The 19,162-nt window shown below is 43.4% G+C and carries 13 protein-coding genes, 1 pseudogene and 2 other annotated features; of the genes and pseudogenes, 4 read left to right on the top strand and 10 right to left on the bottom strand.

Annotation, left to right across the window (positions count from 1 at the left end):
• The 9 genes from EP737_RS16180 to trpE all read right to left on the bottom strand — a co-directional run.
• A partial coding sequence (locus EP737_RS16180) for a carboxypeptidase regulatory-like domain-containing protein (protein ID WP_129729008.1) occupies positions 1–6,326 on the bottom strand: 6,326 nt, incomplete at its 3' end.
• An 891-nt stretch (positions 6,327–7,217) separates the two neighbouring features.
• Positions 7,218–8,720, bottom strand: coding sequence for an L-lactate permease (locus EP737_RS16185; protein ID WP_129729009.1), 1,503 nt, complete (start codon positions 8,718–8,720; stop codon positions 7,218–7,220).
• Between the two features lie 150 nt (positions 8,721–8,870).
• Positions 8,871–9,659, bottom strand: coding sequence for a tryptophan synthase subunit alpha (gene trpA, locus EP737_RS16190; RefSeq protein ID WP_129729010.1), 789 nt, complete (start codon positions 9,657–9,659; stop codon positions 8,871–8,873).
• A 1-nt stretch (position 9,660) separates the two neighbouring features.
• Positions 9,661–10,860, bottom strand: coding sequence for a tryptophan synthase subunit beta (trpB, locus tag EP737_RS16195; protein WP_129729011.1), 1,200 nt, complete (start codon positions 10,858–10,860; stop codon positions 9,661–9,663).
• A complete protein-coding gene (locus EP737_RS16200) occupies positions 10,853–11,470 on the bottom strand; it encodes a phosphoribosylanthranilate isomerase (RefSeq protein ID WP_129729012.1) in 618 nt (205 codons plus the stop codon). Before EP737_RS16200 ends, trpB begins: the two co-directional genes overlap by 8 nt.
• 5 nt (positions 11,471–11,475) lie before the next feature.
• Positions 11,476–12,234 (bottom strand): indole-3-glycerol phosphate synthase TrpC, encoded by a 759-nt coding sequence (gene trpC / locus EP737_RS16205; RefSeq protein ID WP_129729013.1) that lies wholly within the window; start codon positions 12,232–12,234, stop codon positions 11,476–11,478.
• A complete protein-coding gene (trpD, locus tag EP737_RS16210) occupies positions 12,235–13,260 on the bottom strand; it encodes an anthranilate phosphoribosyltransferase (protein ID WP_129729014.1) in 1,026 nt (341 codons plus the stop codon).
• Entirely contained in the window at positions 13,232–13,843 is a 612-nt protein-coding gene (locus EP737_RS16215; protein ID WP_129729015.1) for an anthranilate synthase component II, read from the bottom strand. The genes trpD and EP737_RS16215 overlap by 29 nt, the downstream gene beginning before the upstream one ends.
• The gene (trpE, locus tag EP737_RS16220) at positions 13,840–15,255 is read right to left on the bottom strand and encodes an anthranilate synthase component I (protein WP_129729016.1); all 1,416 of its coding nucleotides are present in this window, start codon (positions 15,253–15,255) and stop codon (positions 13,840–13,842) included. The genes EP737_RS16215 and trpE overlap by 4 nt, the downstream gene beginning before the upstream one ends.
• Positions 15,256–15,330: 75 nt before the next feature.
• Positions 15,331–15,569, bottom strand: a binding site (T-box leader).
• Positions 15,570–15,615: 46 nt separating this feature from the next.
• Positions 15,616–15,857: a binding site (T-box leader), on the bottom strand.
• A 361-nt stretch (positions 15,858–16,218) separates the two neighbouring features.
• Here trpE and EP737_RS16230 point away from each other — a divergent pair.
• A complete protein-coding gene (locus EP737_RS16230) occupies positions 16,219–16,593 on the top strand; it encodes an Ig-like domain-containing protein (RefSeq protein ID WP_129729018.1) in 375 nt (124 codons plus the stop codon).
• Here the strand turns inward: EP737_RS16230 and EP737_RS16235 are convergent.
• A pseudogene (locus tag EP737_RS16235) lies at positions 16,590–17,167 on the bottom strand (DMT family transporter); the annotation flags it as partial. The gene EP737_RS16230 and the pseudogene EP737_RS16235 overlap by 4 nt on opposite strands.
• Before the next feature lie 66 nt (positions 17,168–17,233).
• Here EP737_RS16235 and EP737_RS16240 point away from each other — a divergent pair.
• The 3 genes from EP737_RS16240 to EP737_RS16250 all read left to right on the top strand — a co-directional run bounded on the left by EP737_RS16240 (position 17,234) and on the right by EP737_RS16250 (position 19,118).
• Positions 17,234–17,962, top strand: coding sequence for an alpha/beta hydrolase (locus EP737_RS16240; protein ID WP_129729019.1), 729 nt, complete (start codon positions 17,234–17,236; stop codon positions 17,960–17,962).
• Between the two features lie 210 nt (positions 17,963–18,172).
• Positions 18,173–18,688: a YjcG family protein gene (locus tag EP737_RS16245; RefSeq protein ID WP_129729020.1), complete on the top strand. Its 516-nt coding sequence runs from the start codon at positions 18,173–18,175 to the stop codon at positions 18,686–18,688.
• A 4-nt stretch (positions 18,689–18,692) separates the two neighbouring features.
• Positions 18,693–19,118 (top strand): GNAT family N-acetyltransferase, encoded by a 426-nt coding sequence (locus EP737_RS16250; RefSeq protein ID WP_129729021.1) that lies wholly within the window; start codon positions 18,693–18,695, stop codon positions 19,116–19,118.
• Positions 19,119–19,162 lie beyond the last annotated feature (44 nt).

Consider the following 19,162-nt stretch of genomic DNA (forward strand, 5'->3'; position numbering starts at 1 on the left):
CCGCTGCCTTGGACGACCGTGACAACCCCGGCTCCTGCAATTGGAGCTCCCGTTTGTGCGTCTGTCACCTGTCCTTGGATGGTGGCTGGGTTGGCTACAAGAGCTGCATTCAATACACGTGTTTCTCCTGGACCTAAGGTAATCTGGAAGATGGCCGATCCATAATTATCGACGGACATGACCACGCGGTATTCCCCTTCATTCAAACCATTAATCACATATAGACCGTTCGAATCTGTTAACGTGGATTTCACCGGCACGTTCGTTCCTGCGATAAATACTTGGACAAGAGCTCCTGAAAGAGGTGCCGCTGTTTGTGCATCTGTCACACTTCCTGTCAAAGAAGCTGGGTTGGATGCCAGCGTAAAATCCACCGTTTCTGTCTCGCCTGGTGTTAAAGTAATAACTTTCATGTCAGAAGCAAAATTCAGTGCACTCGCCTGAACAGATAACGTACCTTCCGGCAAACCTGAGATGGTATATTGCCCGTTCACATCGGTCAGCGTACTCGCCAGAAGATTTCCTTGGCTGCTGAACACTTGAATCAAGGCATTGGACAGTACATTTCCAGTAGTCGCATCCCGGACGGTTCCGTTGATAGTCGCTGGATTCGGCATTAGCGCTACATTCACTGTTTCGGTTTCTCCCGCTGTTAGGTTCACGGACACCGTTTGGCTTGTGAAATTCGCTGCCGAAATGACCACGTTATAGCTTCCTGGAGCAATACCCGTCAACACATAGTTCCCAGTTTGATCCGTTTGAGTTGAAGCAACAATCACTCCGCTGCCTTGAATCACGGTGACAACCCCGGCTCCGGCAATCGGAGTTCCCGTTTGCATGTCTGTCACCTGTCCTTGGATGGTCGCTGGGTTAGCTACAAGAGCTGCATTCAATACACGTGCTTCTCCTGGACCTAAGGTAATCTGGAAGATGGCCGATCCATAGTTATCGACGGACATGACCACACGGTATTCCCCTTCATTCAAGCCATTGATGACATACAGACCAGTCGGGTCCGTTAACGTGGATTTCACCGGCACAGCCGTTCCAGCGATAAATACTTGAACGACAGTACCTGGAAGAGGTGCCCCTGTTTGCGCATCCGTCACGCTTCCCGTCAGAGAAGCAGGGTTGGGTGCCAGCGCAAAATCAACCGTTTCCGTCTCACCTGGCGTTAAAGTAATGACTTTCATGTCAGAAGCAAAATTTGGCGCACTCGCTTGGATGGATAACATGCCTTCCGGTAAGCCCGAGATCGTGTATTGCCCGTTCACATCGGTCAGCATGCTCGCTAGAAAACTTCCTTGACCGTTGAATATTTGAATCAAGGCATTGGATAGTACATTTCCAGTGATCGCATCCCGGACGGTTCCAGTGATAGTCGCTGGATTCGGCGTTAGCGCTACATTCACCGTTTCGGTTTCTCCCGCTGTTAGGTTCACGGACACCGTTTGGCTTGTGAAATTCGCTGCCGAAATGACCACGTTATAGCTTCCCGGGGCAATACCAGTCAACACATAGTTCCCAGTTTGGTCCGTTTGAGTTGACGCGACAATAATCCCGCTGCCTTGGATTACCATGACAACCCCGGCTCCGGCAATCGGGGTTCCTGTTTGTGCATCCGTCACCGTTCCCGTCAGGGTAGCTGGGTTCGGAGCCAAAGCAAAGCTCAATGTGGTTGTATTTCCCGGCTCAATGGTAAAATTGGCAGCATCTGTCGAAAATCCATCCGCGCTGGCTACAGCTCTATAGCTTCCAGGAGTTAACCCATTGATTAAAAATTGACCAGATCCGTCAGAAACGACACTGGTTACAAATTCGCCGGTGGTTGATTTAAAAATGGTAATAATAGTCCCTGGCATCGCTCCTCCTGTTTGAGCATTTGAGATAAACCCTGTCAATGAACCAGGATTTGGAGAAATGGGCAATACAATAGTGGATGTTTGGTTTGGATGTAACGAAATAGCTAGGGTATCCGAACCGAAATTAGTTGCGCTCGCACTGACCACTACATTTGTTGGTGGTAACCCGCTAATTGTGAACGCACCATTATTTCCACTGACTCTTTGTGCGATAAAGATACCAGAAAGCGAATTAATGGTTAGGATTGCTCCAGGAACACCTTCACCTGTAATCTGATTAACTACAGTCCCTGTTAACGTTGCTGGCGCGGGCGTTAATGGTATTGTAACGGAACTAATTGTACCTGCTATAACATCAACCGGAACCGTATTGGCACTAAAATTTTGAGCGGATATATTGATAAAGTATCGACCTGGCGATAGTCCCAACACTGAAAACGTTCCATCCGATTCTGCTACAAAGCTTCGAAGCACCAATCCCGAACTATCTAAAAGTTTGACTTGAATATTGTTTCCCGTAACAGGATTTCCATTTAGATCAACTACTCTTCCACTAACATCACCAACAACACTTGTTAAGGTTAGATTAGCAGCAGTTGTTTGATCACTGATGACAATCACTCCGACCGATTCGGTTGAAAAATTATCCTTATTCGCAATTACTGTATAACTTCCAGGTGCCAATCCATCTACAACATAGTTACCGAATGGACTTGTTAATACCGACGTAACAAAAGATCCATCACCTTTTCGAACAATAATGGTGACTCCATTTATAGGGTTTTCGTTTTGGTCAATTACTTGACCAGCAATGGAACCAGGATCCGGCTGCAATTGGATGTTAACACCAGAAACGGTTTCGCCAGGAGTTAATGTTATTCCGCTTGTGACTGTTGCGAAATTTGGGGCAGTTACGACAACACTAAATGTTCCAGGCGGAATATTTCCTATTGAATAGTTTCCATTAATATCTGTAGATCCAATTCCTATGACTGTTTCATTAGCATCTAAAATTTTAATAATCGCATCTTTAACCGGTTGTCCTGTACTGCTTGTTATCTGACCAGAAATGGTTGCCGGATTCGGCTGCAGAGTAATTGAAACGGATGTTGTTTGATTCGGAAGAACTGTCGCCCCTACGATGGCTGTTGCGAAATTTGGGGCGGAAGCTGTAATGATATATTGGCTTGGAGTTATATTATTAAACTGAAATAAGCCTTCCGGCGTTGCTGACGTTGAAGCAATGAATATATTATCAGCGCTGAACAACTGGATTATTGCTCCAGCAATCGCTGGAGTCACTGTGCCAATAATCGATCCAGGATTTTCTTCAAGTGCAACATCCCTTGATGTAATTGTACCTGCTTGAACGACAGCACCTGTCAATCCGGTTTGAAAACCATTGGCTGAAACAATAATATTGTAACTACCTGGTGCAAGCCCAGTTACAGAATAATTCCCTTGAGAACCAGTAAGGACTGATTGGATTAAAACATTGTTTGCATCAGTTATCTTTATAACTGCTCCAGCAATAGGGGTGCCAGCTTGAGCGTCCGTGATCGTTCCGGTAATCCCTCCCGGAGACGGATTCAAACTTACACTGACATTTTTTGTTTCTCCTGGAGATAAAGTGACCGTAGCTGAGTTTGTTTGAAAATTCGGGGCATTGACAATTATTCCGTACGTTCCAGGTGCCAAGTTATTGACCAAATACATACCACTCGGATCCGTAAATGCTGTTGCAATGGTAGAACCACTTAAATTAACAATCCGAATTTCAATAGAAGCCCCAGTAATCGGGTCATCTGTTATGCTATTTCTAATCGTTCCTGTTATGGAGGCAGGATTGGGAGAGAGAGAGAAATTCACAATTGATGTTTGATTAGAGTTTATGATTGCACCACTACTATTTGTTTGAAAGTTGTTTGTAGAGGCAGTGACCGAATAGCTTCCCGGTGCTAAGTTGGTTACAATATATCCGCCATTATTATTCGTTACAGTGCTTGAAACAATCGTGCTTGAAGAACTGTCACGTACAATAACTGTTGACCCGGATAACGGATTGCCGTTATTATCGGTAACCGTTCCAGACAATGTTCCCGGATTTGGTTGAAGCTGGGTGTTAACAATTGTTGTTTGATTCGCTTGAATCAAAGCTCCACTCACACCAGTAGAAAAATTTGGTGAGCTGCTACTGACACTATAGGTACCTGGAATTAAATTATTAATCGTGTAACTTCCGTTTACATCTGTTAAAGCAGAAGCTATCAATACATTATTTTGAAATACTTGTATTACAGCCCCAGAAATCGGGATACCGTTAACATTTGTCACTGTACCCGAAAGTGTTCCAACTAATCTGGAAAGATTAGCATCTACTGTTGTAGTAACATCTGACCGAATAATGGCCCCTAAAATTTGCGACCCATATCCACCTACGGAAAAGCTAACAGAATAGCTTCCCGGTGCCAGAGAATCGATGAAGTAATTGCCTGCTCCATTTGTTGTTGTTTGGGCCACAGCAATCCCTTGACTATTGATGATACGAATACTCGCATTCGCAAGAGGTGCCCCGTTGCCGGCATCCCTTACTGTTCCTGTTAATGCGCCTGGGTTCGGCGATAAGGCCACATTAATTGTTGCTGTTTCACCAGCTGTAAGCGTCGTTCCTATAATTTGTGTGATGAATTGTGGTGTGCTAATTCTTACCCTATACGTTCCGGGTGCCAAATTATTTAACATATATTGACCAGAACCATTTGTTGTTGTTGTACTAGCTATGACTATACCAGTTTCATTTAGCGCTTCAATTAGTACCCCAGACAACGGAGAACCACCGGAGTCTGTAACCGTTCCTTGAACGATAGCTGGATTCGGCTGCAATACAAAATTCTTCGTTACCGTTCCGTTCGATGCAACATCCACCCCTGACGAGGATGACTGAAAGTTTGCCGCTATCACCGATACATTGTAATGCCCTGGTGATACGCTAGAGAATGTGTATTGGCCACTAGCATTTGTTGTCGTTTGGGCAATAAGAACGCCAGCTGTATTCGTTAAATTAACTGCGGCATTTGCTAGCGGACCATCTCCTGCAGCTGTAACAGTTCCTGTGATTGTTCCAGGTTGAGGGGTTAACAATGTATCCGCACGTGTAATATTCCCGGATGTCACTGTTACTGGAATGCTTAATGTAGCATAATTTGCTTTCGAAAATGTTAATGTATACGTCCCAGGAGCAATTCCTGTAAAGCTGTAATCTCCACTTCCATTCGTTATCGTTGTTGCTATTGTTGTACTCCCTTGCTGCAACTGAACCGCAACATCGGCCAAAGGAAGACCTGACGATCGGTCTGCTACATTCCCGACAATGCCTCCTGTTGCTTGAACGGTAATTGCTGTTGTTGCTGTAGCAGCAGGAATTTGATTTCCAGTAAAGCTGTCTATCCCATTTACAGTCGCTGTTTCAAGCGTTCTTGCACCTGCTGTGGTGAAGATTCCTGTCACAGTGAATGTTAATGTAGTTGTCCCGCCCGCTGCCAAATTACCAATACTCCAGCTTAACGTTTTCGTCGTAGAGTTATATGTCGCGCTCCCTGCTCCAACGGTAACAAGCACAAAGCCTGAAACTATGTCCAGTCCAATGACATCACGAACCAAAACAGTTGTTGCTTGGCTTTTGCCTGTATTCTGAACGGTTATCCTAGCTGTATAAGCTGCCGAAACTCCGGCCGTTACTGTTGAAGGACCTGATACGAGTGTCTTTGAAATATCTAGTTCTGCTCTCACATCTACATCAACAACTGACGCTGGAGCTGAAAACGCACTGATAAACTGAAATCCTTCCAAGCTACGCAATGAATCTTTGTTAAAGTTATTAGCATTAGCGGACGTAAATCCTATTAATTGAACCGATGTTATTTCCGTAATCCCCAGAAAAGAAAATAAGGTCTTTGCTGGAATAAAAAAATCAAGAAAAAAATCAGGATTACCTCCAAAATTTGAATCGGCTGGGGTAACTCTGGCTACGTCAAAATTAATAATCTGCCTGCTAAAATTAGGGGCTCCCTTGCCATCTGTCCCTTCAGCAGGGTCATTCCATGTATTAAATTGTATATTCGTATTTTGAATTAAATCCAATCTAGCAGCATTTCCATTTACAGCTAATAACCATTGATAAGTTCCTGCAACCCCGTTTGTATTAAATAAAACACCCCATGCAAAGTTTTGAAAAGCTGTTTTGGCATTATTTCTTGGATCCTCATTTAATCTCAAGCGAAAATATACATTTGTTCCATCGTACGCATAATAAAAGGAAGGAAAACTTGCATTGCCGACTAAGTCCGTAGAGCCGGGGGATTCATCCCCCACTATGTCAAAGGAAGGCTGGCCTCCTACTATTACAGGAGAGAATTGGTCATTACTAGGAAAAGCCACTGTTTTCGCACCTCCAAATTTTCCCATAGGTCACACTCTAAAAAAGATATGAATCAATTAATATAGAAGTGCAAGTTTATATAAAGAAAACTCGCCGATTGGCGAGCCTGTTCTTGGGCGAAGACAGAGGCGTAGTTGCCCTTATACTTTATTCCTAAAATTTCTCGCTACGTCGAATCAGCCTCCAGCTAGAAATTTATACTTTCTTAAAGTGTAAAAAACGTTTCAAGTGCAAAAATCCTAAGTTAAATTCCATAAATATCCAAATTATAGGACATACTAATGTATCAGTGCTTTTACATTTAAAAGAAACCAATTTCTATTTCTCTATTTCCATAATCCGTTTATTAGAAATAACAAATACCAACTTTTTAGGAATTCTTCTCTGAATAGATGTAAATCTTCATCTAATGCACGCTTGATTATAGGCAATGTGGCACCCTTTCATAGCAAAAACCGCAGATATCTAAAAGATTTCTACAGCAAAACATAGAAAAACCGCAGGACACAATTCGTCCTGCGGTTGAATAATTTTGGGCAAAAAACTGGGCAGTTTGCAGTTCCGTATCAGCGCGGTCAAATCAAGGATAAGACCGTATGAAGTTGTAGCCTATGAATCATTACAATTGTCATACGGTTCATCATTCTATTCGACTTACTCTTAGGAAACTGATTCTTGCACAGTAAATTATATACAAATAGGAGTTTATTGTAAACCAGTAAATTGGAAAATATTTTAAATTCCACTTTAAGAAAGTATAAATTTCTAGCCGGAAGAGAATTCGACGTAGCAAGAAATTTTAAGAATAAAGTATAAGGGCAACTACGCCTCTGTCTTCGCCCAAGAGCGGGGCTCGCCAGTCGGCGAGTTTTCTTTATTCATTATTACAGCGGGATATACTTGTATCGTGCGTTTTCTTATTGAAACATTGTTAGCCATGCTACCGTTTCAATCAGTACAATCATCACTGCTCCGCTAATCATAAGCGTTGTTGTGCGAAGCAGCTCATTCTCACGAGACGGAATGTTACATAAATAAGCGCCAAGCGTAATGCGAGACGGACAGGCAATAGTTGAAATAGACGAGCTTGTGTTTTGGCTTATAGAAATTGATTGCCAAGATAAGCCGACATGCTGTGCTGTTTGTACCTGCAGCTTAATAAACATGGCATTCGAGCCGGCATTGCTTCCGGTTAAAAACCCTCCTATTGCCCCAATAAATGGAGTCACAATCATAAACATTCTTCCAAACGCATCACCTGCCGTTTGTGCGAGCAGCTGATGCATACCAGAAACGCCCATTATTTCTGAGATAGAAACAAACATTGTGGTCGTAACCGCAAACGGAATCCATTGCCGCACTGTACTGCATAATGACTGTTTCACAATTGAAAACGGGACATGAAACAGCATAATCGTAAACATACATGTAAGACCGAGCCAGAATCCAGGTGAATATAAAAGTGCGAGCTTATAAGAATAAGATGGTAAATCTAGGATAAATGTTGATTGTAGCGTATGAGAAACGTTTGGAATTAAGCGTGAAAGCAAAATACATACAGTAAGAAACAAGTATGGACTTAATATTTTAATAATGCTTCGATTTTCCCCGGATAATGAGGCGGCGCTTTGTGAATATGTCACTTTTCGCTTAGCGGCGGAAGCTTTGATACGAATGAATCCAAAAGCAATCGTCATCAATGGACTTAAAATACCCGCAAGCTCCACACTTACATACTTACTAAATAGGAAGATAGACAGCGAGAATAGAAGAAAAAAACCTAGAAGCTCCAGCCATTTTTCCTGAACTGCCCTCCAGCCCCCTACTATGTACAGGGAAGTGATCATCATATATGCAAAAATAGGTGTACTTAAAATTGCAGTACTAGCTCCAATAACAGATAGCGGAATATTCACAAGCTGCGAACCGATAATCGTTCCGGTTGCAAGCGCTCCCCATGAGCTAGCTAGCAGCCCAATAAAGGAAAGCAGCGCAGCCTGAAATGGCGGGTAACCAAGCGATAAAAAAATCGGGGCAGCCACCATAAAACCAATGCCAAATCCGCTTGCTGATTCAATAAGCGGACATATCCCAAAACATATAAGCAAAGTCTGCATCATACGATCATTCGTTGTATCCGACACAAAAGAGGCGATAGACTGAATTAAACCTATTTGATTCATAAGATGAAATAAAAAAATACCAAAAAATAAAACATACGCAACAATGAAGCAAATCAGTGCCCCCTTTGCCGTCGCATGCAGGATTTCTCCCATATGGAGTTGAAAGGGCTGAAACAAAAGTACGATAGCTAAGCAAACTAAATAAGAGAAAATGGCAGATCGAAAAGATGTTTGCTTAAAAGCAAATAAAAACAGAAAAATACTCAGAATAGGACTAAGAGCGAGAAAGATTTCCATGTTTTATCACCTTTTGGATAAGAATTTAGGCAGTTCGATTTCTATCTAAATGTATTATATAACAGATATCTCAAACAAGAAAACTGTTATAATATCTTTTCTTTATAGTGTAAAAGAGGTGCCCTATACTAGGACACCCCTGCTTATTTCTCATTTTGCTGCCACAGTACGTGCAGCTTGAATCAAATCACGAATACCTTCCTTATTTCCCTCTTCCAATAGGTCAATAATACGGCTGCCGACAACTACACCATCACATATTTTTGCCATTTCCTTTACATGCTCTGGTGTAGAAATACCGAATCCAGCTAATACAGGTAATGTTGTGACACTCTTTACTTGTTCTAGGTATGTGAACAAGCTCTCTTGAAACTCACGGCGCACACCTGTTACACCTGTTACCGTTACCGCATATAAGAAGCCGCTCGCTTCGGATGCGATTTTACGAATACGCTCAATCGGACTCGTTAATGTAACAAGTGGAATAAGCGCAATATTTGCTGGCTTTAGAACCGGAGACAGTACATCATTGTGCTCAAACGGCAAATCTGGAATGATTAAACCGTCAACACCAGCCTGTACACACTTCTCTATAAAACGTTCACGTCCAAAGGACAGGATTGGATTTAAATATGTCATTAAGACAAATGGTACGGACACATGCGGACGAACCTCTATAAGCGCTTGAAAAATATCGCTTAGTGTTGTCCCGTTATCAAGAGCACGTTTACCGGCACGCTGAATCGTTGGACCATCCGCAACTGGATCAGAGAATGGAATACCGATTTCAAGCACACTTGCTCCTTCTTGATCTAAAAATAAAATTGTTTCCTTCAGCTTCTCTAAACCTCCGTCACCCGCCATAATGTACGGTACGAATGCTTTTTCTCCTGCTGCCTTTAACTTTTGGAATACGCCTTCAATACGTTCTGCTCCCATGTTATTTCCTCCCTGCCAAGTAGCCTTTTACGCTTTCTACGTCTTTATCACCACGTCCTGATAAGCAAACGACAATGCCTTCTTCCTTCTTCATCGTTGGTGCAAGCTTCAATACGAATGCAATTGCATGAGAGCTTTCCAATGCTGGAATAATTCCTTCTTCACGCGCTAGCAATTGAAATGCCTCTAACGCTTCCTCATCCGTTACAGAATGATACTCAGCACGTCCTAAATCCTTTAAAAGGCTATGTTCTGGTCCAACACCTGGATAATCAAGACCCGCCGAAATGGAGTGTGCTTCTTGAATCTGTCCGTCTTCATTTTGCAACAAATACATCATGGAACCGTGTAATACGCCGACTCTGCCCTTTGTTAATGTTGCCGCATGCTTCTCAGTGTCCACACCAGAACCTGCCGCTTCCACTCCGTACATCTTTACCTCTTCATGCGGAACAAATGGATAAAACATTCCCATCGCATTGCTGCCACCGCCGATGCAGGCTACCACTGCTTCTGGCATTTTGCCTTCTTCAGCCAAGTATTGCTCAATAGTTTCTGTTCCAATTATGCTTTGGAAGTCGCGTACAATTTGCGGGAATGGGTGAGGTCCAAGTACAGAACCCATAATATAATGCGTATCCGCCACATTTGTTACCCAGTAGCGAAGCGCTTCATTTACCGCATCCTTTAGTGTTGCGCTTCCAGAGGAGACGCCTTGCACCTTCGCTCCTAGCAATTCCATACGAAATACGTTTAGCTTTTGGCGCTGAATATCTTCTTCTCCCATAAAGATGATACATTCAAGTCCAAGCAACGCACAAACCGTCGCAGTCGCAACACCATGTTGTCCTGCGCCTGTTTCAGCAACAATTTTCTTTTTCCCCATACGAACTGCTAATAAAGCCTGACCGATTGTGTTGTTAATTTTATGGGCACCTGTATGATTTAAATCTTCACGCTTTAAGTAAATTTTCGCCCCGCCTAATCTTTCTGTTAAATTTTCTGCCAAGTAAAGCGGAGTTGCACGACCAACATATTTTTCTAAGTAATGATTCAACTGTGCGATAAACGCTTCGTCCTCCATTGCTTCCTTATACGCAGCCTCTAATTCCAATACTGACTGCATTAATGTTTCCGGAATATAGCGTCCTCCGTAAATGCCATAATGTCCTCGTTCATCTGGATATGTGTAGTTAAGCATGCTGACTCTCCTTCACTTTTTCTATAAATTCCTTTATTTTCTTTACGTCTTTTTTTCCATCCGTTTCTAAGCTGCTGCTTGCATCAATCATATAAGGACGAACAAGAGCGGCTGCTTCTTTCACATTGTCCGCACTTAATCCGCCTGCCAAAATAAGCTTTGACCGAAGTTCCTCAGGCATGTCTTGTAAAACGTTCCAATCAAAGGTTTTTCCGTTACCGCCATGATACTCCTCTTTTGGACTGTCGAACAGCACATAATCTACCTCATATTTCGTCGCCTGCTGCATCGCTTCAGGCGATGCAACGCCGAATGCTTTAATCGCAGGAACCTGTATGTTCTTGCAGTACGCTTCATCTTCTTCTCCGTGCAGCTGTGCATAGTCAAGACCGCACTGCTTTACAATAGCTTGCACTTTTTCTGGCGTTTCGTTCACAAATACACCAATTTTCAGAACATGCTTTGGCAGTTGGGCAATGATTTCCGCTGCCTGCTCTGGTGTCACCTGGCGCTTGCTTTTCGCAAATACGAATCCAAGTGCATCCGCCCCATACTCACATGTTTTCTTTGCCGTCTCTACGTCCGTAATCCCGCAAACCTTTACCTTCATGCCTCTTACACCTGCAATCCCGCAAACAATTCCTCAAGCGAAGCTGCCGTCATAAACGCTTCTCCAACAAGAATTCCCTTTGCACCCGCACGCTGTACTCGTTCTACATCTTCTCTCGTTTTAATGCCGCTTTCGCTAATAAATAATGCACCTGAGCTTACAATACGTTCCGCTAAACGCTCTGTTGTTTCAAGCGTAACCTCAAATGTTTTCAAATTACGGTTATTCACACCAACAATCGCTGGCTGAATGGAAAGTGCCGTTTCCAGCTCCTCTTCATCATGAACTTCTACAATTACATCCAGTCCATATGACGTTGCGTAATTATACAGCTCTTGTAAACGCTGCTGTGATAAAGCCGCAACAATTAATAAAATAATATCTGCGCCTGCATCATTTGCGCGGTCAATTTGTACCTCATCAATCACAAAGTCCTTGCATAAAAGCGGTACTGTCGTAACCTCCCGCACCTTTTCCAAATCTGCAAACGAGCCCTTGAAAAACTTTGTATCTGTTAATACAGAAATTGCACTCGCTCCGCAACGTTCATACGTTTTCCCCTGCTCTTGTACATCAACATTTAAGTTTAAATCTCCTTTAGAAGGAGATGCCCGCTTAATTTCTGAGATAATGGTTAAGCTTTTATTACGCAAGCTCTCCGCAAGTGACGCATGCGGCTTTTTTTCCTTAGAAAATGTTTGTTGCTGAAGCTCCTCAACCTCTATGCGCTTTTGCTCTAAAATTGTATCTAAAATCGTTCCCATTTATTTCACCTCTTCTTTGGTCTTATTGCTTTCTTTTGCCAGCTGCTGAAGCTTTGTGAGCGCACTTTTAGAATCAATGCTCTCCTTCGCCAGCTCCACGCCTTCCCCAATTGTTTTTGCCTTTCCGTTCGCAAACAGCGCTAATGCTGCGTTTAGCAATACTGTATCGCGATGCGGACCTGGCTCTCCCTGTAAAATACCAAGTGTAATACGTGCATTTTCCTCTGACATACCGCCGCGAATCGCGCTGTTCGGCACACGTTCAAAACCGAATTCCTCTGGACGCACAATGATTTCTTGGATGTTTCCATCCTCAAGAAGAACGATATGATTCTCCCCTTGCAGCGACGCCTCATCTAAAGATCCATTCCCGTTCAGCACAACTGCTCGTTTTCTGCCCAGCTTATGCAGCACCCCTGCAACCGGTCGCAGCATTTCCCGTTTATAGATACCGATCAGCTGTGTTTCTAAGTCAATCGGGTTTGTCAGCGGACCGATAAAGTTAAATATCGTTGGAATATTCAGTTCTTTTCGGATTTTAGCAACCCGCTTTAGCGCCGGATGCACAGCTGGCGCAAATAAAAATGCAATTCCTACTGTCTCTAATAATCGCTCAATTTCCTCCGGCGGGCAAGCAATATTTACTCCCAATCGCTCAAGCACATCCGCACTCCCTGTTTTGCTTGATACAGCGCGACTGCCATGCTTAGCAACCTTAACTCCGGCACCCGCTAATACAAACGCTGTTGTTGTGCTAATATTAAACGTTTGTGCGCCGTCTCCGCCTGTTCCGCAATTATCCATCGCGCCGGCAATTGTTTTTCGAAACGGCACCGCCTTTGCCCGCAATGCGCGGACGAGGCCGAAAATTTCATCAGAGGTTTCTCCCTTTAGCTTTAAACCGACTAAAAATGCTGCGATCTCACTATCTGATATGTCTCCGTCCACAAGCTGAAGACCAGCCTCGTATACTTCCTCTTCCGTTAGGTCTTTCCCCTCAATTAGTTTGCGAAGATACAGATTCATGGCGGCTCCCCCTTTGCGTATAGTTCAAAAATTGATTAATCATTGTTTTGCCATCCTCTGTCGCAATCGACTCTGGGTGGAACTGCAGTCCAAACAATGGATATTCACGATGCTTAATCGCCATAATTTCGCCGTCATCCGCGCTCGTTGCCAATACTTCGAACTCGCTTGGAAGCGTAGCTTTCTCTGCTACCAGCGAATGATAGCGCATCACTGTAACAGGCTTCAGTATATCTTGGAAAATGGATGCACCAGTGTGCTCTAGCAACGATGTTTTGCCATGCTTCACAAGATTTGCACGCACAACCTTGCCTCCAAGCGCATGAACCATTGCTTGATGGCCAAGACAAATGCCGAGAATTGGAATCGTTGGCGAGAGCTGCTGCACTACCTCAACGCAAATCCCAGCATCTTCCGGGTGGCCAGGACCAGGGGAAAGTACGATTGCATCAGGCTCAAGCTGCTTAATTTCTTCGATCGTAATTTTGTCGTTACGAACGACTTTAACTTCTGCATCGCACATACCAAGCAGCTGATATAGGTTATATGTGAACGAATCGTAATTATCAATTAATAAAATCATTTCATAACCTCCAATAATGCTTTCGCTTTATTTATTGTTTCATCGTACTCCGCCTCTGGACTTGAGTCGTATACAACTCCGGCACCCGCTTGAATATATGCGTTATTATCCTTTACAACCATCGTCCGAATCGCTAGCGCCATATCCATATCGCCGGCAAATGAAATATATCCGACTGTTCCCGCATACACATTACGCTTTCTATTTTCTAATTCATCAATAATCGTCATCGCACGTATCTTTGGCGCCCCCGATACCGTGCCGGCAGGAAGGCAATGCTGCAGGGCATCCAAGCATGTCATTCCGTCCCGTAACTGTCCCGACACTTCCGATACAAGATGCATAACATGGGAGTAACGCTCCACCGCCATGAATTTATCAAGCTGAACAGAACCAATTTCGCTAATAAAGCCAAGATCGTTACGACCAAGATCCACAAGCATTAAATGCTCTGCCTTTTCCTTTTCATTATCTAGCAGTTCCTCTTCAATTTGCTTGTCACGCTCTGGTGTTGCGCCGCGCGGTCTTGTCCCGGCAATTGGGTTTGTTGTTACCTTTTTCCCGTGCACCGCAAGCAAGCTTTCTGGTGATGAGCCAAGTACAATATAATCCGTAAAATCAATATAGAACATATACGGTGATGGATTTGTTAAACGAAGTCGGCGATACAGGCCAAACGGATCCCCCTCAAATTGTGTTTGCAGACGCTGTGATAGCACGACTTGGAAAATATCGCCGGCACGAATATACTCCTTCGCCGTTTCAACCATATCCATAAATTGGTCCTTCGTCACATTGGAGGTGAAGTTCGCGTCAAGACGGCCAAGCGACGTGTTTACTGTCATGCCCTCCATAACCTGCCCCTTCAGTTGCTGCAGCACTTCCCCTACTTCTTCGTAGGATGTTTCTTCTCCCGCTCTGTATACATACACAAATGAGACAGTTTGCATCTTATGGTCATATACGAGAAATGTGTTATAAAACATCATGTGCGCTTCCGGCATCTGGAAATCATCTACATTCACTTCACCGAGTACTTCATATTGGCGAATTACATCATAGCCAACATACCCAATTGCACCGCCGCAAAACGGAAATGGACTTTCCACTTCATGAAATGGAAGAATGTCGCCAATTACGTCGAGCACTTTTCCTTCTCGCATCTCTACACGATCTTGGAACTGAAGCTCTACCTGCTCTTCCTTGCTTTTGATTTCTAGATAAGGATTGCTTCCAATAAAGGAATAACGTCCTTTCTCATCTTGTCTAAGCGAGCTCTCAAGCAAGAACTTTTTTGTGCCCTGCAATCTTTGATAGAGCACAATCGGCGTTACTAGATCGCCTTCCGTTTGCTCAATGACTAAAAATGTTTTCCCTGCTTCCTTTTGCTGCAAAAACTGTTCTTTTTCCATATCTAAGTCCCTCCTTATATATAAACCGCTGCGATTATTTTTCCCCATAAAAAAACCTCTGCATGTGGAATACATGCAGAGGACGATATACAATACCGCGGTGCCACCTCAGATTGGATTCAGCTGAATCCCTCTTTTTTCAGATACATCTTTCATATCCTATCCTTGTAACGGCGGAACCCGGGCTGCCTACTATAAGTTCAGCGAGCCTCTCGTAAGTCCATTCTGTATATGCAAACGTGCCGGGCTCTCACCCATCCCCGACTCTCTGGAACGCCGCTATCATACATACTACTCTTACTCATCGATTTAATTATTGATTTTTTTATAAACAAAAAAGGGGCTACTCATCCTATCTAATGAAAGGACGAGAAACCCCGTGGTGCCACCTTTATTGGCTGCAAATGCAGCCCGCTTTTCACATTGAAGCTTATGCTCAAATGTGTGTCTCTTATAACGATGAGACGTTTTCGCCAAAGCCTACTCCAAGTTCGGTTTGGTAGCTCAGAAGCCCATTCCATACTGCTCTCATACTGATTCGCACCAACCATCAGCTCTCTGACATGTTCACAATATGTACTCTTCTTCTTCAACGCTTTCCGTATTTAAGTTACACCTATTGTAGTATAGATGATTTTTATATGTCAATAGATTTCCAAGTTAATTTCAGAAGTTTTCAAATAAACCCTTTTATATGTGCAATACCCAGAGAGATGTATCTAACCTGCTCGAATGGTATCAGAGCAGTCATTAAGAAACATGTCCTTTTCATAAAGAAATTACACTCTTCGACAAAACAATTACATGTCCCTCCACACTTCGCCATAATCTTAATATTTTCTTTAATTTCTATTAAATGAACCGTAATACTTATTCTGTATGATTATCTCTAAACCATTAAATATTGATTCAACTTGTAGGTAATCCCGTTTTCGAGCCCTATTTTAGACAGGAGGTATTTCCATGTTAACCCGATTTGAAGAATTCCAAAACAACGGTCAGGCCTCACGCTATAAACGGGAAGCACAGCCACCTCTCTCCCTTGCCCCCGATCCTGTAAATGTCGTTGGCATACAAGTAAACAAATCCAAGCTAAAGCTCAAGGTTGGGCAGCAGGAAACACTTCATGCAACCATTCTGCCTCATAACGCCGCTAACCAATCCATCGAATGGACAAGCAATAAGCCAGAGATAGCGGAAATCATCCAGGACGGACAGGAGACCATCGTGAGAGGCAGACAGCCAGGCCGAGCCATTCTAATCGTAACGACGGATGAAGGGAAATTTCGTGACATTTGCATCGTGACGGTCCAAACATACTTAACCAATCCGAACTAGCTCTTTTGCATGTTCCGGAGAATTAAACGCTTTTGCTGCTGCATCAAAAAGAAAAACACCTGCTAATGCAAGGACACCACCAAGGATTTGCATGCCTGTCAAACTTTCACGCAAGAGCAGAAATGCCAATGTCGCCGCACCGACAGGCTCTCCTAAAATGCTCATCGAAATCGTAGTTGCATCACATAATTCAACAGCCAATTATTGATTAAGATGAGAAAGCATCGGAACGGTAGCCAGCAGGACAAACATGCCCCAATCAAGCCTCGAATAGCCTAAAAATGTTATATTTGTCACTATGTTATATATCGTAAAGAATCCTGCTGCAAACATAAATACACAAAAGCTGTACAACCAATGTGACATCATCTTCACCGTGCTTTGTCCAATGAGCAAATAGCCGACAACGGCAATTACGCTTAGAACGGACAAAAGATCTCCGAGCATCGCCTGACCGCTTAAGCCAAAATCCCCCCATCCGATCATCATCACACCAATAATTGCAATACCCATTGTATGTAGCCAGCGCTGAAGCAGTTGTCCGCTCCCGGAAAAAGAAAAAACCCCCTGCGAGCGGCTGTCATACCAATTCTCCGACATTATGATAAGATAGATATATACACTGCTTGGGGGAACTTGTATGTCAAACAAAGGAACTATTGAAGAGATTTTATTTTACAGCGAGGCTCTTGATGAGCATATACCGCTTATCATCCACTTGCCAGCCTTTTTCACACCGCTGCAAAAACACTTGCTTGTAATTGCGCAGGATGGCAAAGATTACTTTCGCTTTGGGAAAGCGGCGTCTGTATTAGACAGACTGGACGAGGAAGAAGCTATCGATCGTACGATTTTCGTTGGCATTCCATACAAGGATGTGACGGATCGCAGGGAAAAATACTATCCAAACGCCGCGCAAAACGAGGCGTATACCCGCTTTTTAGCGCACGAGCTCACGTCTTACCTTGATGAAAAATATCCAACATATCAAATGGGAAGAGGACGTATTTTAATTGGAGATTCACTTGGTGGAACCATATCCCTTATGACAGCGCTCTCTTATCCGCATACGTTCGGAAAGGTCATTATGCAGTCACCATTCGTCAATGAGGCTGTGATGGAAAAGGTTCGCTCCTTTCAAGAGCCGCATCTGCTGGAGCTATATCATATCATCGGCACCGAGGAAACAGCCGTCAAAACAACCAGCGGCAAAATACAAGACTTCATAAAGCCCAATCGCGAACTTCATGCATTATTATCCGAGAAAGGCTTTCCCTACTACTACGAGGAGTTTCAGGGAGGACATATATGGAGATACTGGCAAGCAAATTTGCCGCATGCCCTATCCTATATGCTAGAATTAAGTTAAACCCTCTCTGATGCTGAGGATTGTTCTATAGTAAAGATCGGCGGGCCTTGCCCTTGGGCGAAGACAGAAACGTAGTTGCACTTACACTTTGTTCCTAAAACTTTCTGCTATGCCGAATTAGCTTCTAGTTGGAAATTTATACTTTCTTAAAGTGTAAATTGATATATTTTTTCAAAATATATATTGTAAACCTAAAAGGAGGCTCCTATCATGAAATTCGGAATTGTTATTTTCCCGTCGAAAAGCATGCAAGACAAAGCCAACTCATTTCGCAAGCGCTACGACCCGCATTACGCGTTAATTCCGCCGCATATTACCTTAAAATCGCCCTTCGACGCGGCAGAGGAAAAGGCAAAGGAAATTGCGCAGGAACTGGATAAAGTTTCAAACAAGATAAAACCGTTTACACTCAAGATTGGAAAAGTCAGCTCCTTTACTCCTGTAAATAACGTTATTTACTTTAAAGTAGAAAAAACGCCCGAACTTGAGGCTTTAAATGAAAAGCTCCATACAGGCTATTTCGCGCAGGAACGAGAATACACATTTGTGCCGCACATTACGCTAGGTCAGGACATGTCTGACGGTGAACACGCCGATGTATTAGGACAATTACGCATGATAGAGTTTCATCACGAACAAACAGTCGACCGCCTTCATCTTTTATACCAGCTTGAAGACGGATCATGGACTGTATATGAAACATTTCAACTTGGAAAGGACTGCTAGAGTCTTGCACGTACAAATCGCAACAACAGAAAGACAAAAACAGGATGCCTTTGACATCCGTCAGCAAGTATTTGTCATTGAACAGCAAGTATCACCAGAAGAAGAATATGACGAGTACGATCATGCAGCAACGCATGTTGTCCTATACGATAATGGCGTACCGGTTGCAGCTGGAAGAACACGCACAGTAGACAAGGAAACCGGCAAAATAGAACGCATTTGCGTACTTGCGTCCCATCGCCAAAAGGGAGCAGGTCGCCTGATTGTAGAAGCACTCGAACAAGCCGCGATTCAGCGAGGATTACATAAAGCAAAGCTGCATGCGCAAACACAAGCGGAGGGCTTTTATCAAAAGCTTGGCTACCATACCATATCTGACGTGTTCATGGAAGCAGATATTCCGCATGTTGTTATGGTGAAGGAATTATAAAGAAAACTCACCATTAGGAGAAGTCAGAGGTATAGCTTCACTTA

The sequence above is a fragment of the Ectobacillus funiculus genome (assembly GCF_004138295.1).
Classification (GTDB): Bacteria; Bacillota; Bacilli; order Bacillales; family Bacillaceae_G; genus Ectobacillus; species Ectobacillus funiculus.